Genomic DNA, 23838 nt, shown 5'->3' on the forward strand with positions numbered 1-23838 from the left:
GTCACATGACGTATGTCTGAGACAATCCGGCCGGTGAGCCCCCTGATCGGGCGCGGGCCCGAGACCGCGCGCCTCGAAGCGCTCGTCGACGGCGTCCGCGGGCGGGGCGACGCGCTGGTGGTGCGGGGCGCCCCCGGCATCGGCAAGTCGGCGCTGCTGGAGGCCGCGACCGCGCACGCGGCAGCGCGCGGGATGGCCGTGTCGAGCACCTCCGGCGTGCAGAGCGAGACCCATCTGCCGTTCGCGGGCCTCCACCAGCTCGTCCACCCCCTCCTCGCCGCCGCCGAGGAGCTGCCGGTCCGCCAGCGCGAGGCGCTGCTGGGCGCCTTCGGCATGGTGGACGTGGCCTCCCCCGAGCCGTTCCTCATCGCGCTGGCCGTGCTCAACCTCTTCGGCGAGGCGGCGGCCCGGCGGCCTCTCCTGGTGGTCGTGGACGACGTGCAGTGGCTCGACCGGCCGACGACCGAGGTGCTCGGCTTCGTGGCCCGGCGGGTGAGGTCGGAGCCGATCGTGCTGCTGCTGGCCGTCCGCGACGGCCACCCCACCAGCCTCGACGACAGCGACCTGGCCGAACTGCGCCTGGGCGGGCTGACGCCCCACGACGCCGAGGCGCTGCTGGACGCGCGCGCCCCCGCGCTGCCGGTGGGCATGCGCTGGCGGGTGCTGGCCGAGGCGGCGGGCAACCCGCTCGCCCTGGTCGAGCTCCCCCGGGCGCTCAGCGCCGCGAGCACCGGCAGCCTGGAGTTCCTGCCGCTGACCACGCGCCTGGAGCGGGCCTTCGCCGCCCGCCTGTCGCTGCTGCCGGCCGGGACCCGGCTGCTGCTGCTGGCCGCCGCCGCCAACGACGGGCCCGATCTGACCGTGGCGCTGAAGGCCGCCGCCGTCCTGACCGGCGCGCCGGTCGGCGCCCGCGCGCTGACCCCCGCCGTGGAGGCCGGGCTGATCACCTCCGACGGCGACGGCGTCCACTTCCGCCACCCCCTGGTCCGGTCGGCGGTCTACCAGAAGGCCCCGGCCGCCGACCGCCTGGCCGTCCACGCGGCGCTGGCCGAGGCGCACGCCGGCGACGCCGACCTCAGGACCTGGCACCGCGCCGCCGCCATCGCCCACCAGGACGACTCGGTCGCCGCCGACCTGGAGCGGCTCGCCGCCCGCGCCCGGCGGCGGGGCGCGATCACCGTGGCGGTCTCCGCGCTGCGCCGCGCCGCCGAGGTCAGCGAGGACCGGGGCGACCGGGTCGAACGGCTGCTGCGCGCCGCCGAGCTCTCCTTCGAACTGGGCCGTCGCGACCAGATCGCCGAACTGGTCGCGCTGGCCGAACCCGAACTGGTGGGCGACCGCCAGCGGGCCCGGCTGACGTGGCTGAAGGAGGTGCTGGAGGAGAACCGCGACGAGGGGCCCGCCCGCATCCTGCGGCTCATCGCCGCCGCCGAGACCGTCGCCGACCCCGTGCTCGCCCTCAACTTCCTGCGCGCCGCCGCGCTGCGCTGCTGGTGGACGGACTCCGGCTGGGACCTGCGCCAGCGCGTCGTCACCTCGGCCGAACGGCTGGCCACCGGCCCCTGCGACCCGGAGCTGCTGCAGATCCTCGCCACCGTCAGCCCCGTCGAGAGCGGCGGCGTGGTGATGGAGCGGCTGGCCTCCCTGCGGGGCCGGAGCTTCGACGCGCCGGTGGCCAGGATCCTGGGGGTGGCGGGGAGCGCGGTGGGAGCGTACGACCTGGCGGTGCCGTTCCTCAACGCGGCCATCGCCGACCTGCGGGCGCAGGGGCGGCTGGGGCTGCTGGCCCAGGCCCTGGTCTCCCAGATGTGGAGCCTGCTCTTCTGCGGCGACGTGTCCGGCGCGCTGCTGGCCGGTGAGGAGGCCGAGCGGCTGGCCCGCGAGACCGGGCAGGCGCGCTGGCAGTCCGCGGCCTGCGCCGGGCAGGCGATGATCGCGGGCCTGCTCGGCGAGGAGGCCCGCGGCATGGCGCTGGCGGCCGAGGGCGAGCGCATCCTCGGCGCCCGCGCCAACAGCTCCAACGTCGCGCTCATCGAACACAGCCGGGGCGTGATCGCGCTGTGCGCCGGACGGCACGAGGACGCCTACGGCCACCTGCGCCGCCTGTTCGACCCCGCCGACGTCGCCTTCCACCCGGTGACCCGCCTGTGGGCCCTCGCCGACCTGGTCGAGGCCGCGCCGCCCGCCCGGCGCGCGGAGATCAGGCCGCTGCTGGCGGAGGCGGAGGAGATCGGCGGGCTCACCCCCGTCCCGCTGCTGCACCAGGGGCTGCGCCACGCGCGGGCGCTCCTGGCCGCCGACGCCGACGCCGAACGGCTCTATCTGGACGCCCTCAGCGCCGACCAGCCGTCGCTGCCCATCGGCCGGGCCAGGCTGCTGCTCGCCCACGGCGTCTGGCTGCGGCGGCAGCGCCGGATCCAGGAGGCGCGGGTGCCGCTGCGCACCGCGCGGGACGCCTTCGACGCGCTCGGCCTGCTCGTCTGGGGAGAGAAGGCCCGGCAGGAGCTGCGCGCGGCGGGCGAGGCCAGCGACCTGCGCGTGGCCAGCGGCGTCGACCGGCTCACCCCGCAGGAGCTGCACATCGCCCGGCTGGCGGCGGCCGGGCTGTCCAACCGGGAGATCGGCCAGCAGCTCTACCTGTCGCACCGCACGGTCAGCACCCACCTCTACCGGCTGTTCCGCAAGCTCGGCATCACCGCGCGCGGGCAGTTGCGCGACGCACTCGGTCCGTCCTAGCGCGGTCCGGGTGTGGTCCGGGCGTGTCGCGCTGCTCTAACGTACGTTCCCGTGCTCGAGCTCATGGGTCGGGAGGACGAACGGCGGCGGCTGAACCAGCTCGTCACCGGTGCCCGCAACGGTCGCGGCGGATCGCTGCTGATCACCGGGGAGCCCGGGATCGGCAAGACGGCGCTGCTGGAGGCCGCCGCGTCCGGGGCCGCCGGGCTGACGAGGGTCCGCCTCGACGGCTTCGAGTCGGAGATGGCGCTGCCCTTCGCCGCCGTCCAGCGGCTGACGATCCCGCTGAGCGCCCACCTCCCCGCGCTGTCCGGACGCTACCGCGAGGCGATCCGGGTGGCGTCCGGCGTCGCCGAGGGCCCGACCCCCGACCGGTTCCTGGTGGGGCTGGGCGTGCTCGGCCTGTTCGCGGCGGCGGCGGCGCGGGCGCCGGTGCTCTGCATGGTCGACGACGCCCACCTGCTCGACCAGGAGAGCCTGGACGTGATGGCGTTCGTGGCCCGCCGCATCGCGGTCGAGCCGATCGCCGTCCTGTTCACGGCCAGGGACGAGCAGGGCGTGGCCGCCCGGATGGCGGGGGTGCCCGAGCTGCCGCTCGAAGGCCTCGGGCAGGAGCCGGCCACCGCGCTGCTGCGCAGCTCGCTGGCCACCCCGATCGACCCGGCGACGGCGGCGGCCATCGTCCGGGCCACCGGCGGGAACCCGCTCGCGCTGATCGACCTCGCCGAGGAGGCGCGGGGCATGGCCGGGCTCGGCCTCGGGGCCGCCCCGATCCCGGTCGGCCGCCGTCTGGAGGCCCACTACGCCGACCGGGTCGGCCGGACCGACCCGCAGGTGCGGGAGTGGGCGCTGCTGGCCGCCGCCGACAGCACGAACAACCTCGGCCTGATCACCTCCGCCGCCCGCGCGTGCGGCCTCGACGAGGACGTCGCCGACCGCGCCGACGCGGCCGGGCTGATCGAGCTGCACGAGTCGGTCCGGTTCCGCCACCCGCTGGTCCGCAGCGCCGTCTACAACGCCTCGACCAGCGCCGACCGCAGGCGGGCCCACCGGGCGCTGGCCAGGGCGGCGGGCGATCTGGGCATGGTGGAGCAGGAGGCCTGGCACTCGGCCAAGGCCACCCTGGGCACCGACGCCCGCGTCGCCGACCGGCTGGAGCACACCGCCGACCTGGCCGCCCGCCGGGGCGGGTTCGCCTCCCGCGCCAGCATCCTCAGCCAGGCGGCCGAGCTGACCCCGCCGGGGCCGGTGCGGGACGCCCGGCTGGCCGGCGCCGCCGAGGCGGCCCTGGCCGTGGGGGCCGTCCAGATCGCGGGCGAACTGCTCGGCCGGATCGACGTGGCGGCGGCCGACCCGGTCTCGCGGGGGCGGGTGCAGGTCGTGCGGTGCGCGCTCGGCATGTTCGCCGCCGACCCGGCCGTGGTCCTGCCGGCGACGGGCGAGCTGGTCCGGGCCGCCGGGGCGTTCCACGGCCACGACCTCGAACGCGAACGGCGCACGCTGCTGAAGGCCTTCGAGTTCTGCTGCACCGTCGACCGGCTGACGCCGGGGGGCGCCCGCCGGGACCTGGGCGAGCGCATCAAGGCCGCGGCGGCGTCCGGCGGCGGCCCCGACGCCACGATCCTGACCGGGCTGGGCGCCCTCATGCTCCGCCCCCACACCGAGGCGATGCCGCTGGTCAGGGCCGCCTTCGACGCGATCCTGGCGCTGCCCGACCACGAGATGATGCACATGGGGTCGGCCATCGCCTCCCTCGGCACCTACCTGTGGGACGACGCGGGCCGGCGGGCCGGTCTGGCCAGGGCCGCCGCGGCGGCGCGGGAGGCGGGCGCGCTCCAGGTCCTCGACACCCTGCTCTGGGTGATCTCGCTGAGCGAGCTCACCGGCGGCACCGTCCGGCACGCCCAGGAGGCGATGGAACAGGTCAGGGAGGTGCGGCTGGCCATGGGCTACGACGCCGAACACGTCATCAACGCCGCCCTGATGGCGTGGACCGGCTCGCCGCGCGCCACCGTCCAGGCCATCGCCGACGGGGCGAACGCCGCCGGGTTCGGGGGCGTCGGCGCGTCGGCCGTCCACGCGCTGGCCCTGCGCGACCTCGCCGACGGCGGCTACCACGACGCCCGCGAGCGGCTCAAGCCGCTGGTCGACGACCCGTTCTTCCAGGTCACCCCCACCCAGTACGCCGATTTCGTCGAGGCGGCCGTGCGCAGCGGCCACCTGGACGACGCCCGCCCCTTCGCCGGTCTCCTGGAGGAGTGGGCCGAGGCCACCGGTTCGCCGTGGTGCCGCGGCGTCGCCGCCCGCGCCCGTGCCCTGGTCAGCGACGACGCCACCGCCGAGGCCCACTTCACCGCCTCGCTCCGGGCCCTCGCCCCGACGTGCGCCCGGATCGACCTCGCCCGCACCCATCTCGTGTACGGCGAATGGCTGCGCCGCGTCCGCCGCCGCAGGGAGGCCGGGGAGCAGTTCCAGCTCGCGATCACCCACTTCGACCAGAGCGGCGCGCACATGTTCGTCGCGCGGGCCGGCACCGGCCTGGAGGCGGTCGGCCGGACGGCCGCCACCCCCGTCGACCCGGGCCCCTCCGAGCTGACCCCGCAGGAGCTGCGGATCGCCCGGCTGGCCGCCCTCGGCCGCACCAATCCCGAGATCGCCACCACCCTGTTCATCAGCGCCAACACCGTCGACTACCACCTGCGCAAGATCTTCCAGCGGCTCGGCGTCTCCTCCCGCCGCCAGCTCTCCGACAAGATCAACTCGCTGCCGGCCTGACGGACTACGCGGCCCACGTAGTGCGTCACCGGCATCACCTTCGCCATGCTCGGGCGGTGACCTTTTTCATCGCCGACGACGGAGCGCGCATCTTCTACAAGGACTGGGGCGTCACCGGCTCGCCCGTCCTGTTCAGCCACGGCTGGCCGCTCAACGCGGACGCCTGGGACGCCGCCGCCCTCTTCATGGCCACCCACGGCCACCGCGCCATCGCCCACGACCGCCGCGGCCACGGCCGGTCGACGCAGAGCTGGTTCGGCAACGAGATGGACACCTACGCCGACGACCTGGCCGGCCTCATCGAGCACCTCGACCTGACCGACCTCACCCTGGTCGGCCACTCGACCGGCGGCGGCGAGATCGTCCGCTACATCGGCCGGTACGGCACCGCGCGGGTGTCCCGGGTCGTCCTGGTCGGCGCGGTGCCGCCGTTGATGCTGCGCGCCGACGACAACCCCGAGGGCCTGCCGATCGAGGTGTTCGACGGCATCCGCGCCGGTGAGCTGGCCAACCGCTCCCAGCTCTACCGCGACCTGGCCGACGGCCCGTTCTTCGGCCACAACCGCACGGGCCAGGTGCCGCAGGGCTTCCGCGACGCCTTCTGGCTCCAGGGCATGGCCTCGGGACACCGGGCCGCCTACGAGTGCATAGCGGCGTTCTCGGCCACCGACTTCCGCCCCGACCTGGCGGCGATCGACGTCCCGACCCTGGTGATCCACGGCGACGACGACCAGATCGTGCCGTTCGAGGTCGGCGGGAAGCGCTCGGCCGCCCTGGTCAAGGACGCGACCCTGAAGGTGTACGAGGGCGGCGGCCACGCCCTCCCCGACACCGACCGCGACCGCCTCCACGCCGACCTGCTGGACTTCGTCTCCTCTTAGGGGGTGGCGCGCACGGTCCTGGCGGCGGCGACCATGTTGGCCAGGGCCGCCCTGGTCTCGGGGTAGCCGCGGGTCTTCAGGCCGCAGTCGGGATTGACCCACAGCCGGTCGGCGGGCACCACCCGGAGGGCCTCGCGCAGGTGGACGGCCATCTCCTCGGTGGTGAGGACGTGGGGTGACGCCGTACAGCACTGGCACACATGTCTCCGCAGGAGACTCCGCGCCTCCATTGACGCGCACGGCTGCGGCCGAAGGTCGTGGCTTGCCAACCCCGAGTGATCCCCGACCAGCTCTGGCAGGAACTTTTCGCGCAGGTGACCCGCCTCCGCGATCGCGCCCTGCTGGCCTGTCATGTCCTCGGGCGTCTGAGCCTCCGAACTGCTCGGGGTGCACCTATCCAACGTCGACTGGACGCGCGGGCAACTGTGGGTGGTCTCCAAAGGTCGCGGCTGCGCCAAGCAGGGCCTGTCTCGCCGCAGGACTTGGCCTAATTGACGGACTTCTATGAAGAAGCTGGACTGCCTGCGGCATGCCCATGTCACGACCACCGCGCTCTATACCGCAGGAGGGTTAAAGTACCTGATCGACAAGCTTGCCGAGCATTATCAGCGTCCGAGACAGCCGACCTTTTGGTCAGCGACCTACAACCCGGACGACATTGCGGTGGTGTTGGGTGAGCCATAGCGCAGTTGGACCGAAGATGCGCCTGCACCTCACCTTAACCGGAGCTGCTACCATAATCCTGCCGACAATGCCAGCGTTCTGGATGACGATAGGCCTATCGCTCCCTCGTGCCGGGACCGCTGCCGCAGCCGAGCCGTCTCCCTTAACCTTTCGGTGATCAATCCGAGAGCCGGACCGAGCGGATCGCCGACTTGGCCGCAGAGCACTTTAGCCTCGACCACAACGGCCGGTCGGCCAATCGGCGGGGCATGCTCGACTTGCTGGCTAGGCTGACAATTTTCGGGGTGGACCTGGCAGGGACGGTGGAATGTGGTCTGCTTCAACGATTCAGCTCATCCAATAGATGCGCTATCGGGGACCACGTCACGGACACGCTCGGATTAACGCCGCTGCGGTCCAGACCTACTCCCTGCAGGTTAATCAGCCGACCGCAGCAGCGGTCAACGCCACCCGGTTGATCCGTTTCGCAGACCGATTTCGTCGGATCGCTGACGATCCTGTGCTGGAGGATTCTTGCCAGCGACTCGAGCAGCAGCCGGGCACCACGGACCCGCGCGAGATTGCGGTCGGGAGCGTCGGTACGGTGCTGGTCGTCTCCGGCGGCATCGACCTGACCGACCTTACTGCCGAGGCCGTTCTTCTCTATGCCGAGCAGCCGCCGGGATACACGGGCGCTGCGACCGTTTGGCCGATCTTGCATACGATGGGCCAGTTCCCAAGCTGGGTACCTAGCACCCCGCATGGCGCCCGAATCCGCGAGCAGCAGTCGATCGAGGACGTAGTGCTGTGACCGGAAACCTCTGCCGGTCACAGCACGGGGGTTAGAGTACAACTCAGTCGAAGCGGTCTGAGCGCTTCCACCAGTCTGGTGATCGCAAAGCCGATCAAGCTCATCAGGCTAGGCAGGAACCACCCGAACGCATGCAGCACCGCCGCCGACCCCCCCGGTCAGACCTGAGAACGGCCTGAAATCTTTGTGCCGGTAACCTCAAAATCGCCCATTTACCGTAATGTACTTGATGCACCAAACTGACAGCCATGGGCCAGTCAGCATGGCGACATATCGGGCATAAGTCTCATAACGGGCAAATCGGTTGATCGCCCCCCATGCTGAGCCGATGAGATATTGAGGAGAAATCTTTGGCTTCTCGACTTGCGCTCGTGTGTGGCGTTAGCTCCTATCCGACTAGATGGGGGAAGTTGGACAGCTGCCGACATGATGCGGACGAGGTCGGCGAACTGCTCGCCTTTCCTGAATACGGATTCTCCGTTACAAAACTGCTTGACGAGGAGGTAACTAAAGCTGCCATTTTCCAGTGGATGGCGGAGGCGAAGCGGTCCGGTGCGGAAAAAATAGTTTTCTACTTCGCTGGACATGGCGCCGTAAATGACCTCGGAACCTTTCTCGTAACCTACGACAACCGAGAATTCGATGAGGGTGTTGGACTTGCAACTCTAATGACAATGTTGGAGCCCGAACCAGACAGTGCCACAGAGACAATGCTCCTCTTAGATTGTTGTCATGCCGGTGAGGCGGCGAGACTCCCTGCGAGCAATTTTGCTGTCCGACGGATCTCAAATTCCGACATCAATCAGGTAGTTCGGCAAACTGATCCTTCCGTAGTAGTCATTGCCGCATGCACAGGAGACCAGCGCGCTTGGGAAGCTGCCAACCTAGGCCATGGCATCTTCACATATCATTTGCTCGCAGCGCTTCTTGGCGAAGCGGCGGACCACACTGGTTCTGTCACGGCGCACAGCATCTATGAGGTCGTATCACGGGAGATGGCCAATAGAGATGGGCACGAGCAGGATCCGGTATTCGGAGGTCGTGTTCGCGGAAGGATGATTATAGGAAGAGGGTTATCGCCCGTACTGGCACCACCGCGCCCCGAGCAGGAATACGCCGCTATTGAGGTCGAGGCGCACGCTTATTTAGATAGCTACAACAAGCTTCGAGCGACTTATGACATGCAGACATGGCGATCCGAAGGATATTTCGCTGCGTGTCGCAAGCTAGAGCAGATCAACAACTGGTTCGCAAAGAAAGATCTAGTCGAAGGACTTCCTGGGCGCGAGCAATATCGCTTAGCAAAGGAAACACTCCTACGCTTCCAAAGTGAGCTAGGCAATGTAGAGTCCAGCACTCGGACTAGATGGGGCGTGTTAGAACATCCGCTCGGTTCCGGAGGGTTCGGCAAAGTCTGGCTGCTTCGCAATGCTAATGGAGATGCGGGAGCATATAAGCTTTATCACTCCAACGAACTGCACGATCATGAAAAGGTGAAGCGTTTCAAAAATGGCTACGAGGCAATGCGTATGCTAAATCACCCCCGTATCGTAAGCGTGCACGACTATAGTAGCTGCCCTCCCGGGTTCGTAATGGATTATATTGAAGGTAAAAATCTGCGCGACCTTGCCGTGGGCATTTTTCTCGAACCCATAGATATCATTCCAATTCTCCTTAAATGCGCTGAGGCCGTACTTCACGCTCACGAGAACGACGTTATTCACCGTGATATCAAGCCAGAGAACATCATCTGCCGGTACGGAGAGGACGGGACGTACAGTCCTTATCTCACCGATTTTGATCTCGCCTGGTTTAGTACGCAGACCCAGAAGGCGACTAAGACCGCTATGGGAGTCGTCTACTACGCCGCACCAGAGCAATATGTGGTTTTCGACCCCAAGGCGGCTCGGAGTAAGACGCCGACTCTTGATGTTTTTTCATTTGGACAGCTCATGCACTTCTGCCTGACAAATATGGACCCCGAACCCCTAAAGGTCGAAAGCAATATAGACCGCCTTAACCAGAGGCTTGTCCACTCAGCCCCTGCCAGCGCTGTAGCCGGCATCATTGATCTCTACAGAGAATGCACAAGATTTGAACCATCCGACCGTATTTCCAATTTCTCGGAGATAATTCACCGCCTAGACGGAATCGGGCAGGCCCTTTCGTATACCGACAGTAGCGCCAACATCTCAACAGCGGATTACTCTCGCGAACTTATTTTCCAAATGACGCGAGTGGCTACGCCTGTAACACTGGACTCATTCGTGAACGCTACAAGGACATGGGAAATCGGCCTGCAATGGAAGGAAAAATCCGGGCAGCGCAAGTACACAGACTATCTCTCCATGCACTTTAGGCCCACTCAGAGAATGTCACTTGAAAATGTGTCGAATGAGCGGATGCGACCGATCTTCAATCGCAGAATCGATCAGGCGATCTCTGCCTATCCAAACGCAACCCGGCACCCAGGAAACAAGGGTGAGTTTCAATTTTATCTTGACTGGAGGCCAGACTCCATGACGTTGGGCGATGTTCCTAAGCTTGCGGGCCTATTGCGTGACATCTTCTCGGTTCTCCAGTAGGCGGCCCTATCCAGGCGGGCGCGAGCTCTAGGCTGAGGTTACGGAAGGTCGAGGTCGAGACGTCCATTGACGATGAAGCCGCCGATCGGCCATCATTTGGCGAAAAACCGCCAAATAGATCGGCGGTCGCATCTGGCGCTACTGCTTACGCATTTTCGGACCAGCTCACTAGGTCGCTCCGGCCGCCCCCTGTTACTGGCTTGCTTTTGCGCAAGCCGTCGATGGTTTGTGTCGAGCTACTTCCCCATCTCCATTGGCAACAATTCGGCGGTGCCGCACGCTATAGCGAAGTTGCCGCGAAACGCGCGGTGGAAACCCGCGTGACGCGGAAACTCATCACCGGCCTAAGATCGAGGTACTCACAATTAGCGATCGCCGGTCGGCTTCAAATGGCCGCGCGGCGGGGTGAACCGGTGGAGTTCGAGGATCGGCGGCAACGGCGCCAGTCCCGGGCCGCCGGCGCGGATCCACGCGGCGACGTCGGCGGTCGCGCCCTCGTCGTTGACGAAGGCGAGCCACACCGGGCGGCCACCGGCGGCGCGCCCTTCCGGGGTGGGCTGGACGACGATCACGTTGGCCTGGTCGCACACGTCGAGGCAGCCGGTCACCCGGACCTCGGCGACGTCGGCGAGGCGGCGTATCTGCTCGTCGTGGTCGAGACGGGGGACCTTCCGGCTGCTGCCGCAGCAGCAGTCCCGGCAGACGGTGACCCTTCTCGGGCCGACGGGTGAGGGGGAAGCAGGCACCGGCGCCCGGCCTCTCTCGGGGAGATCCGCCCCGGCTGGTGAGGAGGCGACCGCGTGAGTCTCTGGCTCTCGGCTCGACACCGATCACAGTGGCGGGACCGCACCGGATTCACACCGGCTTCCTCGTTCCGCCGTCGCCTTTCCGAAATCGTCTCATATGTGGCCGTATGAACCATCCCATGGCGGATCTCCGCAGATTAGACGCCGCTGGCCGGGTAGGTGACGGCGGCAGCGTGCTCAACGTGCGATCAGCTGCTTCCAACCGCTCCCGGTACGCCCCGTCACGCGCGGGTGAGGAAGGTGGTGACCGCCATGGAATCCTCACGGGACGCCGGCGGACGACTGGCGGTGATGCGCCTCTCCGGAGACATGGACGCCGCGACCACGCCCGCTCTGGACCTCGACGTAGACGCCGTGCTCGCCGCTCCCGCGCCGTCGGTGCTGATCCTGGAGGTGGCGGAGGTCCGCTTCTGGGACTCGGCGGGGCTCGGGCTCATCGTGCGGGCGGTCAAGGCCGCCAAGGCCAGGGGCACCCGGCTGGTGCTGGCGGGGGCGCGGCCGCAGCTGCGTCACCGGATGGAGCTGACGCTGATGACCGATCTGATCGAGATGTACGACTCCCTGGAGGAGGCCCTGGCGGAGGTCCGCCGCGAGGGGCCGGGAAATGTCGGTGGGCCTCGCTAGTTTCTGATCAACCCCCCGAACACGGAAGGTTGGTCATGTACCGACAGGGTGACATCCTGATCATGCCGGTGCCGGAGGCGTCGGTGCCTCCCGGTCTCGTCGCCGAGCCACGTGACCCCAAGGGCCGCATCGTGCTGGCCCTGGGCGAGGCCACCGGCCACGCCCACGCGCTCCACGGCCCCGGGACCCTCTACCGCGGCTACCTCCACCTGCCCGAGGGCGGGCGGCTGGTCCACGAGGAACATGCCACGATCCCGCTGCCCAAAGGATGGTTCAGGATCGTCCGCCAGCGTGAATACGTGCCTGGTTCGTTCCGGGTGGTGGCCGACTGATGAACGTCGAGACGACGATGACCTGGGCCGACGTCGCCTTCGCGACCGGCCGGGGCGACCGGGCCGAGGCCGAGGCGGGGGTCCGTGAGGCCTATGCCGCCGCGGGGCTGGCCGCGCCGTCGGTGATCCTGTGGGCGGGCTCCCCCGTCGTCGCCTCGGCGGCGGCGGCGATCCACCACGGCGGCGAGGCGGCCGTCGACGCGCTGAACAAGGCCGGGCTGGGGTCGCTCATCCTGTCGGCGGCGGGGCTGCTGGGCCGGCCGCTCGGCCCTTCCGTCCGCGAGGAGGTGCGCACCCAGCCCTGGGAGCAGGCGCGGGCAGACCGGCTGCGCGAGACCGGCGGGGTCGGGTGGGCGCGCGTGTGGGAGTCGACCGGCGGGCTGCTGTGGCCGAGGGTGAACACGGTCGTCCAGGAGATCCGCCGGGGGCTGTCGGTGCTCGGCGGCGAGGAGGCCGGTGACCTCCTGCGGCAGGCCGCGCTCGACGCGGTGCTCGGGCAGCACGACGCCGCCTGGCTGTCGGCCTTCGACGACGCCCCCGGCCTGGCCGGGCTCACGCGGGTGGCCCGGCACGCCGGCTGGTGGTTCCCCTACGCCGACGTGGCCATCCTCTGTGAACGCCCCGCCGAGCTGCACCTCGACGAGGCGGGCCGCCTCCACCGGTCCGACGGCCCGGCGCTGGTCTTCCCCGACGGGTTCGCGCTGGAGGCCTGGCACGGCATGCCGGTGCCCGAGGGTTTCGTGGCGTCGATGGCCGACCTGACCCCCGAGCGCATCCGCGGCGAGGACAACGCCGAGCTGCGCCGGGTCATGCTCGAACACTTCGGCTACGACCGCTACCTGGCGGAGTCGGGGGCGACGCCCGTCCACCGCGACGAGACGGGCGTCCTGTGGCGGATCAGCCTGCCCGACGACGAAGACGTGGTGACGGTCGAGGTGGTCAACTCGACCGCCGAGCCCGACGGCACGTTCCGGACCTACTTCCTGCGGGTGCCGCCGTGGGTGCAGCGGGCCCGGCAGGGTGTGGCGTGGACGTTCGGGGTCGACGAGGCGAACTACCGGCCCGAGAAGGAGACCTGAGGCACCGCCAGGGTGAAGGAGGCCCCTTCGCCGGGTGCGGTGCGCAGGTCGAGGCGTCCGCCGTGGGCCTCGGCGAGGGAGCGGGCGATGGCCAGGCCGAGTCCGGCGCCGCCGGGCCCCGACCTGCTGCGCGACTCGTCGGCGCGGGAGAAGCGGTCGAACACCCGGCCGGCCTCCTCGGCGGTGAGCCCGGGGCCGCGGTCCTCGATGACGAGAACGGCCTCGCCGTCCCGGGTCCCGACGCCGATGCGCACGGGGGTGCCCTCCGGGGTGTGCGCGACCACGTTCCCGACCAGGTTCGTGACGACCTGGCGCAGCCGGGCCTCGTCGCCGAGCACCGGGGCCGAGGCGGGCGGGCCGTCGTCGGGGCCGGTCAGCTCGACCGGACGTCCGGGGGCCAGCGCGCGCAGGTCGAGGCGGGCGTCGGCGGCGAGGGTGCGCAGGTCCATCGGGGCCAGGTCCAGGGGCAGGGCGTCGCCGCCCTCGTCGAGCCGGGCGAGCAGCAGCAGGTCCTCGACCAGGCGGGCGAGCCGCCCGGCCTCGCTCTCGATCCTGGCCATCGCCGGGCCGACCTCGGTCAGGCCGCCCATGCGGTAGAGCTCGGAGAACCCCTTGATGCCGACGAGCGGGGTGCGCAGCTCGTGGCCGACGTCGGCGACGAAGCGGCGCAGGCGCGCCTCCGACGCGGTCCGCGCCGCGAAGGCCTGCTCGATCTGACCGAGCATGCCGTTGAGGGAGGCCGACAGGCGGCCGACCTCGGTGCCGGGGTCGGCGTCCGGGACCCGGCGGCTGAGGTCCCCCGACGCGATCGCGGCGGCGGTCTCCTCGATGGCCCGCAACGGGCGCAGCCCGCCTCTGACGGCGAACCATCCGGCCAGCGTGAGCAGCGCCAGCAGGGCGGCCCCGGTGATGACGTAGGTGATCCGCAGCCGCCCGACGGTCCCCCGCACCGCGTCGAGCGAGGCCGCCACGACGACCGAGGTCCCGGTCCGTTGCCGGGGCACCACGAGGACCCGCCAGTCGGCGCCGCCCGCCGAGTCGCGCGCCTCGAACGGCCGCCCGCCCAGGCTCTCGGCCGAGAGGGTGGACAGGACCGGTTCGCCGGGTCCCTCCGGCAGGCGGATCTCCGGGCCGATCCGGCCGTCCGGGCCGAGTTCGGCTATGTACAGGCGGTTGATCAGGTCCAGGTTGGTGGACAGGGCGTTCCCTGCCACCCGGCCCGCCGGGGCGCGGCCGGTGAGCTCGGGCGGGACGACCGCGATGATGCCGCCGAACACCCGGAGCTGGGTGTCGACCCGGTCGACCAGGGAGGTTCTGAGCAGGCCGATCACGATCGAGCCGGTCAGCAGCAGCCCGGCCGCCAGCAGCGCGCAGGTGATCGACAGCAGGCGGGCGCGCAGCGACGCGCGCCGCCAGGTCATCGGGGCTCGCGCAGGACGTAGCCCACGCCGTGCACGGTGTGGATCAGTCTCGGGCCGGTCGCCTCCAGTTTCCTGCGCAGGTAGCTGACGTAGGTGTCGACGATGCTGGTGTCGCCGGCGAAGTCGTACTGCCAGACGTCCTCGATGATCGAGGTCTTGGACACCACCCGGCCCGCGTGGTCGGCCAGGTAGCTGAGCAGGCGAAACTCGGTGGGCGACAGGCGTACCGTCGCCCCGGCCCGGCGCACGTGGCAGCCCTCGACGTCGACCTCCAGATCGCCGACCACGACGGCGTGGGCGTGCGGGACGCCGGTGCGGCGCAGGATCGCGCGGATGCGGGCGAGCAGTTCCGGCAGGTCGAACGGCTTGGTGACGTAGTCGTCGCCGCCGAGGGTCAGGCCGGTGACCTTGTCGCCGGGTGAGTCGCGGGCGGTCAGGAACAGCACCGGCACCGGCGGCCTGGCCAGCTCGCGCAGGCGGCGGACGACCTGGAACCCGTCCAGGTCGGGCAGCATCACGTCGAGCAGGATCAGGTCGGGCCGCAGCACGCGGACCGCCTCGACGGCCTCGGCGCCGGTGGCGGCGGAGCTCACCTCGAACCCGGCGAAGCGCAGGGTCGCCGACAGCAGCTCACGTACGGTCGGCTCGTCGTCGACGACCAGCAGCCGCTCCATGAGACCTCCTTCTCACACGTCCCGCCGCCGGAGCACCGCGTAGGCCGCCAGCAGCAGGAGCAGCGTCCAGACGCAGGTCACGGCGATGCCAGCCCATGGTCCCGGCAGGTCGGGGTCGCCGTCCAGGCTGAGCAGCCGCAGCCCGGCCGTGACGGGCCAGTAGCCCAGGATCAGCCGGGCCAGCCATTCCGGATAGAGCGAGGCCATCGCCGGGACGAACACGCCGGCCACGATCGTGATGGTCAGCGCCCCGGCCGTGCTGCGGACCAGGCAGCCGACCGCCAGGCCGATCAGCCCGAGCAGGGCCAGCAGCAGCCCCGGCCCGGCGAGCACCCGGAGCATGCCCGGCTCGCCCAGCGGGGTGACGGGCACGTTCCGCGAGGTCAGCACGGCCCGGTTGACGAACACCACCACGAGCCCGGTCACCGTGCCGGCCACCGAGGTCGTCGCGAGGCAGACCAGGGCCTTGGCCGCCAGCACCCGGCCCCGGCGGGGCACCGTGGTCAGGGTCAGCGCCATCGTGCGGGTCTGGTGTTCGACGGTGAACGCCCGCAGGCCCAGGTAGCCGACGGCGATCTGCACGAAGATCAGCGGCCGGAAGTCGGGGGCGACCGCCCCGGTGGAGCCGTCCCTGACGTATTCGAGGGCCGCGGCGTAGCCGAAGAGGAGGGCGAACAGAGCGCCGAGAACGACGATGGCGGCCACGGTGACCCAGGTCGACCGGGTCGTCCAGGTCTTGGCCCACTCGGAGCGGATCGCGGCGGTCATCGGGTCAGCTCCATGAAGGCCTCTTCCAGGGACGCGCGGCGGGGGGTGAGCTCGTGCAGGACGACGCCCTCTGCTGCGGCGACCTCGCCGATCCTCTCCGCGCTCAGCCCTCTGACCAGCAGTTCCGCACCGGCGGGGGCGACGTCGGAGGCGCCCTGGGTGACGAGCTCCCGGGCGAGGCGGCGGGGGTCGGCGGTGCGCACCAGCACCCCGTCGGGCCGGGCCAGCGCCTCGACGGTGGTGTCGGCGATCATCCGCCCGCGCGCCACCACGATCAGCCGGTCGGCGGTCACCGCCGTCTCGGCCATGAGATGGCTGGAGACCAGGACGGTCCGCCCCTCCGCCGCGAGCCCGCGCAGCAGCGTCCGGATCCAGACGATGCCCTCGGGGTCGAGCCCGTTGACCGGTTCGTCCAGGATCAGCACGCCGGGGTCGCCCAGCAGCGCGGCGGCCAGCCCGAGGCGCTGGAGCATGCCCAGCGAGAACGCGCCCGCGTGCCGGTGCGCCGCCGCGGTCAGCCCGACCAGGTCGAGCACCTCGTCCACCCGCTGCCGCCGCAGCCGGTTGCTGACCGCCAGGCACCGCAGGTGGTCGCGGGCCGAACGGCGGGGGTGCACGCCCCCCGCGTCCAGCAGCGCCCCGACCGCCCGCATCGGCTCCGGCAGGTCCGCGAGCCGCGCCCCGAGGACCCGGGCCCGGCCGGAGGAGGGCGCGTCGAGCCCGAGGATCATCCGCATCGTGGTCGTCTTGCCCGCGCCGTTCGGGCCGAGGAAGCCCGTCACCGCGCCCGGCTCGACCGTGAAGGTGAGGTCGTCGACGGCGACGACGTCGCCGTAGCGTTTGCTCAAGCCACTGACTTCGATCATGCGGCGAGCATGGGCCGTCAGGCTGCGGGCTTCCTGGGCGGTTCTGTGAGAGCCCTGTGCCCCTGTGGCCCGGGCTATCGGGGGATACGTTCCAGGATCCCGCCGGCGAAGACGTCGTACAGGCCGGTCGGTTCGAGGTGGACGTAGCCGATGTGGCAGTCGCACTCCAGCTTCGGGCACGCCTTCGGGCCGAGCCGGTCCCGGTAGGTGCCGTCGTAGAGGTTGCCCAGCACCGACGGGACGAAGTGGCACCGCCGGACGGTGCCGTCGCCGTCGACGGAGACGACCGTGTCGCCGGTCCTGCACGCCCGGCCGGCGCTCAGGTGCGGGAAGCGGCTGTAGTGGAACAGCGGGTCGATCTCCTGCCACCGGGCCGCCTCCTCGTCGGTGTAGACGCGGCCCTCCTCGGCGTTGATCCACAGGTAGGTGGCGGCGGGGAGGTCGGCGCGCAGGCGGCGGGCGTCGTCGAGGTGGGCCGGGTCGCCGACCACGCCGACGCTGTGGCGGACCTTCAGGCCGGTGACCTTGGCGAGGAAGCGGTCGTAGGCGACCTGGGTCGGGTGGTAGGTGACCCAGAGGGCCAGCGTCTCGGGGTCGGCGGCGTCCAGCCAGGTGGTGCGGGTGCTGAGGTTGGTCTGGATGGCGACGCGGCGGATGTTGGGCTGGTGGCTGAGCTCGACCATCGCCTCGCGGTACCACGACCTGACCAGGCCCTCGCCCCACGGCGTGAACAGGACGCTCAGGTCGTGGTCCTGGTCGCGCGTCCACGCGGTGAAGCGGCGGAGCGCGGCCCGGTCGGCGCGGAGCTGCTCGGGGGTGTCGCGGCGTTTGCCGAACGGGCAGTAGGCGCAGTCGTAGTCGCAGCTCGCCAGCGTGCCCCGGTAGAGGATCGTGAGGTGGGTCATCGGGCGTCGTGACCGGCCATGAGGGCGCGGACCTCGCCGGAGAACAGGGCGGGTCCGACGGCGTCGGAGTGGGCGAGCCCCTCGTCGGTCAGCCGGAGCATCCCCTCGCCCCGGACCAGCCAGTGGCCGGGGACCGCCGAGACGTCGGGCTCGTCGCCGAAGCGGGCCCGATAGAGGGCCAGGTCGAGGCCGTCCTTCTGGAGCAGGCTCTGGATCGTGTGGCGGCGGCGCTGCTCGGCCGGCGGGACGGGGAAGCCGATCAGGGCCTGGGTGAAGTCGTCGCGCCGCACGTAGTCGTCGATGATCGAGCGGACGTGGCGGGCGCCGACGGCGTACTCGTGGGAGTAGTGCAGGGTGCTCGTGTACGACCGCGCCCCGCACCCCACACTCGCCATGCCGTCGGTCTGGCAGCAGTAGTCGGTGGTGGTGCCGGTGCCGGGGAGGCGGAACATCCGCATGGACACCTGTTCGTAGCCCTGGGCCAGCAGGAAGTCGCGGCCCTCGCGGTAGAGCTCCATCCGCTGGTCGTCCCAGTCGCGGCCGATCTTGCCGAGGCCGGTGAGGGGGCGGACGTACAGCGGATAGAGGTAGAGCTCCTCGGGCCGCCACCTCAGCGCGGTCGTCAGCGAGTGGAGCCAGGAGGCGGGCGTCTGGCCGTCGATGCCGTAGATGAGGTCGATGTTGAGGATCGGGAAGCCGGTCGCCCGGATCGCGTCGAGGGCCTGCTCGACCTCGGCCAGCTTCTGCGGCCGGACCGCCGAGCGCGCCTCCTCGTCGAGGAAGCTCTGCACGCCGATGGAGACCCGCGTCGTGCCCCGCTCCCTCAGCACGCCCAGCCGATCAGCGGTCGCCGTGGCCGGGGAGGTCTCCACGGAGAGCGGGATCGAGCCGTAGGGGACGAGCTTGCCGGTGATGTCGAACAGCCGCCCGAGCTCGGACGGGCTCAGGTAGGTGGGCGTCCCCCCGCCGATCGCGGCGGTGGCGAACGCCGGGTCGAGCGCGCCGGACAGCGCGAGGGTCTCGCGTTCCAGCGCGTCGAGATAGGCCGCCACCAGGTCCTCGGGAGCGCCCGTCCGGGTGAAGAGGTTGCAGAAACCGCAGCGCATCTCGCAGAACGGGATGTGGGCGTAGAACGACCCGGCCCGCTCGCCGCGCCACACCTCGGTCAGCTCGTGGCGCGGGTCGAGCGGGCGGTAGGCGGTCTTGTGCGGGTACGCGTAGACGTAACTCTCATACGGACTGATCATCGGAGCTCCGGTCGAGGACGAACTCGGCGTAGGGGACGGTCCAGACGACGTCGTGCGCGACCCGATGTCCCACATGACCGTCTTCACCGTAGGCGGTCCCGTGATCGGAACAGACGATCACGAAGCACGGCCGGCGGCGGGTCATCAGGCCGAACAGCCGGGGGACGTGCCGGTCGACGTATTCGAGCGCCGCCGCGTGCGACTCGATCGTGTCGTCGGCCGCGCCCGGCAGGTAGAGCCGGTTGGGCTGGTGCATCGCCGAGACGTTCAGGAAGAGGAAGACCGGGTCCTGTACGCCGTCCAGCACCCTCTCCGCGCAGTCGAGCTGCCGCTCGAACGAATCGGGTGAGGTGACCCCGAACGACGGGTCCCAGTGGCTCTCCTGGAACAGCCCCGGCAGCACCGACCCGAGCGGGCTCAGCCGGTTGAAGAAGCCCACTCCCCCGACGCACACCGTGCGGTAGCCGGCCTTCGCCAGCCCCGTGGGCAGGTCGGGCGCGTCGAAGACCCAGGTCCGCGGCGAGGTGGTGGCGCTGCCCGGGAAGGCCGCGGCGAACGGGCGGTCGTGCGGGCCCGGCGTGACGGGCGTCGGGAAGAACCCCGCGAACATCGCGGCGTGCGAGGCGAAGGTGAAACTCCCGGGGCTGTGCCGCCTCTCCCAGGTCAGGAAACGCCCGAAGCCGGGCGTCCGCCCCTCGGCCATCAGCCGTTCGGCGACGTCGTGGCGGAGGGTGTCGAGGGTGAGGAGCAGGATGTCGTGGGTCCCCACGACCGCGTTCATGTCGCGCACGACCGCCACCCCGCCGCGATGGCCTTCGCCTCGCACTCGTAGGTGGTCAGCCCGCTCCCGTCGAGCGCGCCCAGGCCCGGCAGCAGGTCGCCGAACGCGTTGACCTCCGCGACGGCCATCGACCGCCAGTCCGTGCCGATCATCAGGTCGACCCCGGTCGTCAGGCTGCCGGGGAAGCAGGCGGCGGTCCGGGCGCAGACGTCCATCGCCTCGTCCCACCGCTCCCCCAGCCGGGACCGGATCGCCCCCAGATCACCCCGTCTGCCGCCCAGGTGCAGGTTGGTCATCGGCACCCGGCTCACCCGCGCCACCGCGTGGGTCGGCTCCCCGGCCACGGTCACCACCCGCAGGTCGAAGCACCCCCCGGCCACCGAGGCCTTCGGGAACCAGCGCTCGACGTGGAGCCCGTCGGGGGCCAGCGTGTCCACGATCCGGGCCACGGTTCCCTCCTCCGTGTACGTCCGCACCGCCAGCGAGTTGCGCAGGTCCTCCGTGGCCGACGTCACGGCCCGCAGGCGGGTCCCGGCGGTCTCGAAGGCGATCACCCCCGACGCGGAACTGCCGTGGGCGGGCTTCACGAAGACCCGTGGCCACGACCGGTCCCGCATCACCTCCCTGAGCTCCTCGTACGAGGTCACGCTCGTCCCGCCCGGGACAGGGATGCCCTTGTTCGCGAGCAGCGCGTGGCAGCGGCGCTTGTCGAACATCGTGGCGATCTCGTCGACGTCGGCCAGCAACTCGCCGCCCGCCGAGGCGACACGCCCCAGCCCGGCCGTGAAACGGGCGTACCAGGTCGCCCCTCCCCCGGCCCGGGTCGGATCGCCCTCGCCCCGGAGCAGGGCGTCGGCCTCGGGGCTCTCGCCGGGCGAGTCGACGCGTACGAGCCCGGAGAGAGCGAGCGGCTCCCCGGTCAGGACACGGGTCCACGGGACCACGGTGACCTCGCCCAGCCCATGGGCCCGCGCCGCCGCGCCGAACAGGTCGGCGCGGCGGTCACCGGGGGTGCCGACGACGATCACTCGCTCACCGCGGTGTACATCCAGCCGTCGTCCTCGTCGGCGCTCTCCTGCTCGGTGAGGTCGAGGTCGACCCCGCCGAGGGCCGAGGTCAGGCGGGCCGCCATGGCGTCGGAGAGGTAGTGGTGATGCAGGTCGAGGTGGCGCAGGTGGGTCAGCGGCTGGCCGCTGAGCAGCGCCTCGGCGCCCTCGTCGGTGAGCGTGCCCATCGACAGCGCGAGGCTGTCGAGCCGGGCCACGATCGGGGCGGTGGCGACGGCGGCGACGACGTCGTCCTGACGGTCGCTGTCCTGGAGTCCGAGGTGACGGAGGGCGGGCAGGTTGTCGCCGGTCAAAACAGGGGCCAGGTCGGCGACGGTGTAGTCGCCGCCGTACTCGTCGACGCCGAGCCACAGCTCCAGGTGTTCCAGAGCGGGGAACTCGCACCCCGCGACGCCGCGCACGAACGAGCCGCGCAGCCCGCCGGTCTCGGCCCGCAACATGCGCAGCCGTTCGTGCCGGACCGGGGAGATCTCCAGGCCGCCTCCGCCCCGGATCTCCAGGCGTTCCAGTTCCGGGAAGGCGGTCAGCAGGGGCGTGACGTCACTCTGGTTGATCCACGAGATCTCGTTCTCCTCCGACGAGATCGCCCCGAAGAACAGGGCGCGCAGCGCCGGGAGCCGGTGGGCCTCGGCGGTCAGCTTCTCCACGATCGGCTTGGCTTTCTCGGCGCCCCAGCCGAGGACGAGCGCGCGCACCTCCTCGGTGGCCACCCGCTCGAAGAAGCGGTCGAGGCCGGCGACCAGCCCGCCGTCGTCCATCCAGAAGTTCAGGTACCAGGCCACCTCGCCGGGCGGGTGTTCGCCCGCCTCGTCGAAGAAGACCACCAGCAGACCGGCGTAGCGGCCTTCGTAGACATCGTGGGACTCGGGCCGTCCGGGCAGCGCGAGGGAGATCGGCTCAGTCATTCGGACACCGCCACGTAGAAACGGTCGTCCCGGGGCGAGAGGCGGGGATGCAGCCTGACGTCGACGCCCGGAAGCGCCTTCTCGACGCGGTCGGCCATCGCGTCGCTGAGGAAGTTGTGGTGCAGGTCGAGGACCTTCAGGTGACTGAGCGGCTGGCCGTCGAGGAGCGCCTCGGCGCCGGTGTCGGTCAGCGTGCCCATCGAGAGGTCGAGTTCGTCGAGCCGGGCGACGACGGGCGCGGACGCCACGGCGGCGGCGATCTCATCTTGGATCTCGCTGTCCTGGAGGCCCAGATGCCGGAGGGCGGGCAGCCGGTCACCGGACAGGATCGGGGCCAGGTCGCCGACGGAGGTGTTCCCGCCGTAGCGTTCGACGCCGAGCCAGAGCTCCAGGTGCTCCAGCGCCGGGAGGTCGCAGGCGGCGACCTGCCGGACGAACGAGCCGTGCAGGCCGCCGCACTCCACCCGGAGCACGCGCAGGTTGTCGTGCCGGAGCGGGGCCAGGGCCAGGCCGTCACTGCCGCGCAGGTCCAGCCGCTCCAGGTTCGGGAACGCGGTCAGCAGCGGCGTGATGTCGCCCAGCTGGATCCAGGAGATCTCGCACATCTCCGGATCGACGTCCCCCAGACCCAGCCTGCGCAGAGCGGGGAACCGATGGGCCTCGGCGGTCAGCTTCGCGACGATGGGTTCGGGGCCGTACTCGTACATCTCGGGCCACTGGTCGATGTCGACGGCGACGATGTGCTCGGTGCCACCCCGCTCCAGGACGGCGTCGATCTCCGCGAGGACGTCGTCGTCCTCCTCCATCGCCGCGAGGGTCCAGACGCCGTCGGTCACGTCGCTGAAGAACTCGTGGCTCACTCGGCCACCGAGACGTAGATCCAGTCGTCGCGCTCCTTGCGCTCCGAGAGGTCGAGCTCGGCGTCGCCCACGAACACGCGCAGCCGCTCCGCCAGCGGCTCGGTCACGTAGTTGTGGCGCAGGTCGAGCACCTTGAGATGGCTCAGCGGCTGCCCGGCGATCAGCGCCTCGGCGCCCTCGTCGCCGAGGGTCCCCATGGCCAGTGACAGCACCTCCAGGCGGGCCACGACCGGGGCGGCGGCCACGGCGGCGGCGATCTCGTCCTGGTGGTCGCTGTCCTGGAGCCCGAGGTGCCGCAGGGCGGGCAGGCGGTCACCGGCCAGGATCGGGGCCAGGTCGGCGACCGTGTAGTCGCCGCCGTAGTTGTCGATGCCGAGCCACAGGTCGAGGTGTTCCAGGGCGGGCAGGTCGGAGGCCGCCACCGCGCGGACCACCTCGGCGGGCAGGCCGCCGGTCTCGAAGCGCAGCACCCGCAGGGCCTCGTGGCGGACCGGCGACAGGGCCAGCCCCGTGCCGCCGCGCACCTCCAGCCGCTCCAGCCGGGGGAAGGCGGTGAGCAGCGGGGTCACGTCGGACTGCTGGATCCAGGAGATCTCCGCCTCCTCCGACTGGATCGCCCCGAGGAAGATCGCCCGCAGCTCCGGGAAGCGGTGGGCGTTCTCGGTCAGCATCTTGACGATCACCGAGGAGTCGGTGTCGTACGCCTGCTCCCAGCACCCGATGACCAGCGCCCGCACCTCTTCGGTCGCGACCTGGTCGAGGAACACCTGGAGGGTCCCGGCGAACGCGCCCTCTTCGGCGTCGTAGGCGTCGGGCTCGGAGATCCGCCACGCCACCGAACCGGCGGGCGGGAGCTTCTCATCGTCGTCGTCCGGGGGGAAGACGAAGACATCCAGACCGGCGTAGCGCTGGTCGTAGAGATCCCACGGATCGGGGTGGATGTCATCCGGGAGGATTGTCAGCATGGGCCCAGTTCCTATCAGAAGGCACAGACAAATCACTGGGCAACAGCGACATAAAGGGTCACTCGCGCCCCACACCTGAGTGTCGTC

The 23838-nt window shown here is 70.5% G+C and carries 22 protein-coding genes and 1 riboswitch; of the genes, 9 read left to right on the top strand and 13 right to left on the bottom strand.

Going from position 1 to position 23838, the window contains the following annotated elements; translation table 11 throughout:
* Positions 1 to 33: 33 nt before the first annotated feature.
* From AW270_RS11470 to AW270_RS11480, 3 genes are read left to right on the top strand one after another with little or no spacing between them, the layout of a single operon-like run.
* Positions 34 to 2736: an AAA family ATPase gene (locus AW270_RS11470; protein WP_061293732.1), complete on the top strand. Its 2703-nt coding sequence runs from the start codon at positions 34 to 36 to the stop codon at positions 2734 to 2736.
* A 51-nt stretch (positions 2737 to 2787) separates the two neighbouring features.
* On the top strand, positions 2788 to 5511 hold the full coding sequence (locus AW270_RS11475) for a helix-turn-helix transcriptional regulator (RefSeq protein WP_218009184.1): 2724 nt from the start codon (positions 2788 to 2790) through the stop codon (positions 5509 to 5511).
* A gap of 56 nt (positions 5512 to 5567) precedes the next feature.
* Positions 5568 to 6392, top strand: a complete 825-nt coding sequence (locus AW270_RS11480; RefSeq protein WP_061293734.1) for an alpha/beta fold hydrolase — start codon at positions 5568 to 5570, stop codon at positions 6390 to 6392.
* On the opposite strand, the gene AW270_RS42280 is transcribed toward AW270_RS11480, so the two are convergent.
* Positions 6389 to 6745 (bottom strand): hypothetical protein, encoded by a 357-nt coding sequence (locus tag AW270_RS42280; protein ID WP_082801511.1) that lies wholly within the window; start codon positions 6743 to 6745, stop codon positions 6389 to 6391. The two genes, AW270_RS11480 and AW270_RS42280, sit on opposite strands and share 4 nt — an antisense overlap.
* 151 nt (positions 6746 to 6896) lie before the next feature.
* Between AW270_RS42280 and AW270_RS38620 the strand changes: the two genes are divergently transcribed.
* The 3 genes from AW270_RS38620 to AW270_RS37635 all read left to right on the top strand — a co-directional run bounded on the left by AW270_RS38620 (position 6897) and on the right by AW270_RS37635 (position 10451).
* Entirely contained in the window at positions 6897 to 7076 is a 180-nt protein-coding gene (locus AW270_RS38620) for a hypothetical protein (protein WP_157521839.1), read from the top strand.
* 343 nt (positions 7077 to 7419) lie between these two features.
* Positions 7420 to 7866 carry a hypothetical protein gene (locus AW270_RS11490; RefSeq protein WP_157521841.1) on the top strand — a complete coding sequence of 149 codons (447 nt, stop codon included), beginning with the start codon at positions 7420 to 7422 and terminating at the stop codon, positions 7864 to 7866.
* A 371-nt stretch (positions 7867 to 8237) separates the two neighbouring features.
* Positions 8238 to 10451 (top strand): protein kinase domain-containing protein, encoded by a 2214-nt coding sequence (locus AW270_RS37635; protein WP_275477757.1) that lies wholly within the window; start codon positions 8238 to 8240, stop codon positions 10449 to 10451.
* 365 nt (positions 10452 to 10816) lie between these two features.
* Here the strand turns inward: AW270_RS37635 and AW270_RS11495 are convergent, their stop codons facing one another.
* Positions 10817 to 11197, bottom strand: a complete 381-nt coding sequence (locus AW270_RS11495) for a hypothetical protein (protein ID WP_061293739.1) — start codon at positions 11195 to 11197, stop codon at positions 10817 to 10819.
* A gap of 36 nt (positions 11198 to 11233) precedes the next feature.
* A riboswitch (cobalamin riboswitch) is annotated at positions 11234 to 11360 on the bottom strand.
* Positions 11361 to 11509: 149 nt separating this feature from the next.
* Between AW270_RS11495 and AW270_RS11500 the strand changes: the two genes are divergently transcribed.
* From AW270_RS11500 to AW270_RS11510, 3 genes are read left to right on the top strand one after another with little or no spacing between them, the layout of a single operon-like run.
* A complete protein-coding gene (locus AW270_RS11500; protein WP_157521846.1) occupies positions 11510 to 11881 on the top strand; it encodes an STAS domain-containing protein in 372 nt (123 codons plus the stop codon).
* Between the two features lie 35 nt (positions 11882 to 11916).
* Complete coding sequence (locus AW270_RS11505; RefSeq protein WP_061293741.1) at positions 11917 to 12213, top strand: DUF8820 family protein; 297 nt, start codon at positions 11917 to 11919, stop codon at positions 12211 to 12213.
* Positions 12213 to 13292, top strand: coding sequence for a DUF6745 domain-containing protein (locus AW270_RS11510; protein WP_061293743.1), 1080 nt, complete (start codon positions 12213 to 12215; stop codon positions 13290 to 13292). Before AW270_RS11505 ends, AW270_RS11510 begins: the two co-directional genes overlap by 1 nt.
* Here AW270_RS11510 and AW270_RS11515 read toward each other — a convergent pair.
* The 11 genes from AW270_RS11515 to AW270_RS11565 all read right to left on the bottom strand — a co-directional run bounded on the left by AW270_RS11515 (position 13268) and on the right by AW270_RS11565 (position 23751).
* On the bottom strand, positions 13268 to 14713 hold the full coding sequence (locus AW270_RS11515; protein ID WP_061293745.1) for a sensor histidine kinase: 1446 nt from the start codon (positions 14711 to 14713) through the stop codon (positions 13268 to 13270). The genes AW270_RS11510 and AW270_RS11515 overlap by 25 nt on opposite strands.
* Entirely contained in the window at positions 14710 to 15387 is a 678-nt protein-coding gene (locus AW270_RS11520) for a response regulator transcription factor (protein ID WP_061293747.1), read from the bottom strand. The genes AW270_RS11515 and AW270_RS11520 overlap by 4 nt, the downstream gene beginning before the upstream one ends.
* Positions 15388 to 15399: 12 nt before the next feature.
* Positions 15400 to 16155, bottom strand: coding sequence for an ABC transporter permease (locus AW270_RS11525; protein WP_061293748.1), 756 nt, complete (start codon positions 16153 to 16155; stop codon positions 15400 to 15402).
* Positions 16152 to 17021: an ABC transporter ATP-binding protein gene (locus AW270_RS11530; protein ID WP_061293750.1), complete on the bottom strand. Its 870-nt coding sequence runs from the start codon at positions 17019 to 17021 to the stop codon at positions 16152 to 16154. The genes AW270_RS11525 and AW270_RS11530 overlap by 4 nt, the downstream gene beginning before the upstream one ends.
* A gap of 74 nt (positions 17022 to 17095) precedes the next feature.
* Positions 17096 to 17926 carry an STM4011 family radical SAM protein gene (locus AW270_RS11535; protein ID WP_061293752.1) on the bottom strand — a complete coding sequence of 277 codons (831 nt, stop codon included), beginning with the start codon at positions 17924 to 17926 and terminating at the stop codon, positions 17096 to 17098.
* Positions 17923 to 19173 (bottom strand): STM4012 family radical SAM protein, encoded by a 1251-nt coding sequence (locus AW270_RS11540; protein WP_061293754.1) that lies wholly within the window; start codon positions 19171 to 19173, stop codon positions 17923 to 17925. The genes AW270_RS11535 and AW270_RS11540 overlap by 4 nt, the downstream gene beginning before the upstream one ends.
* Positions 19157 to 19954 carry an STM4013/SEN3800 family hydrolase gene (locus tag AW270_RS11545; protein WP_061294215.1) on the bottom strand — a complete coding sequence of 266 codons (798 nt, stop codon included), beginning with the start codon at positions 19952 to 19954 and terminating at the stop codon, positions 19157 to 19159. Before AW270_RS11545 ends, AW270_RS11540 begins: the two co-directional genes overlap by 17 nt.
* Positions 19951 to 20982 (bottom strand): STM4014 family protein, encoded by a 1032-nt coding sequence (locus AW270_RS11550; RefSeq protein ID WP_082801483.1) that lies wholly within the window; start codon positions 20980 to 20982, stop codon positions 19951 to 19953. The genes AW270_RS11545 and AW270_RS11550 overlap by 4 nt, the downstream gene beginning before the upstream one ends.
* A complete protein-coding gene (locus tag AW270_RS11555; protein WP_169807293.1) occupies positions 20979 to 21926 on the bottom strand; it encodes an STM4015 family protein in 948 nt (315 codons plus the stop codon). Before AW270_RS11555 ends, AW270_RS11550 begins: the two co-directional genes overlap by 4 nt.
* On the bottom strand, positions 21923 to 22786 hold the full coding sequence (locus AW270_RS11560) for an STM4015 family protein (RefSeq protein ID WP_061293757.1): 864 nt from the start codon (positions 22784 to 22786) through the stop codon (positions 21923 to 21925). Before AW270_RS11560 ends, AW270_RS11555 begins: the two co-directional genes overlap by 4 nt.
* Complete coding sequence (locus AW270_RS11565) at positions 22783 to 23751, bottom strand: STM4015 family protein (RefSeq protein ID WP_169807294.1); 969 nt, start codon at positions 23749 to 23751, stop codon at positions 22783 to 22785. The genes AW270_RS11560 and AW270_RS11565 overlap by 4 nt, the downstream gene beginning before the upstream one ends.
* Positions 23752 to 23838 lie beyond the last annotated feature (87 nt).

The organism is Herbidospora cretacea (assembly GCF_001570605.1).
In the GTDB taxonomy this organism is placed as follows: Bacteria; Actinomycetota; Actinomycetes; order Streptosporangiales; family Streptosporangiaceae; genus Herbidospora; species Herbidospora cretacea.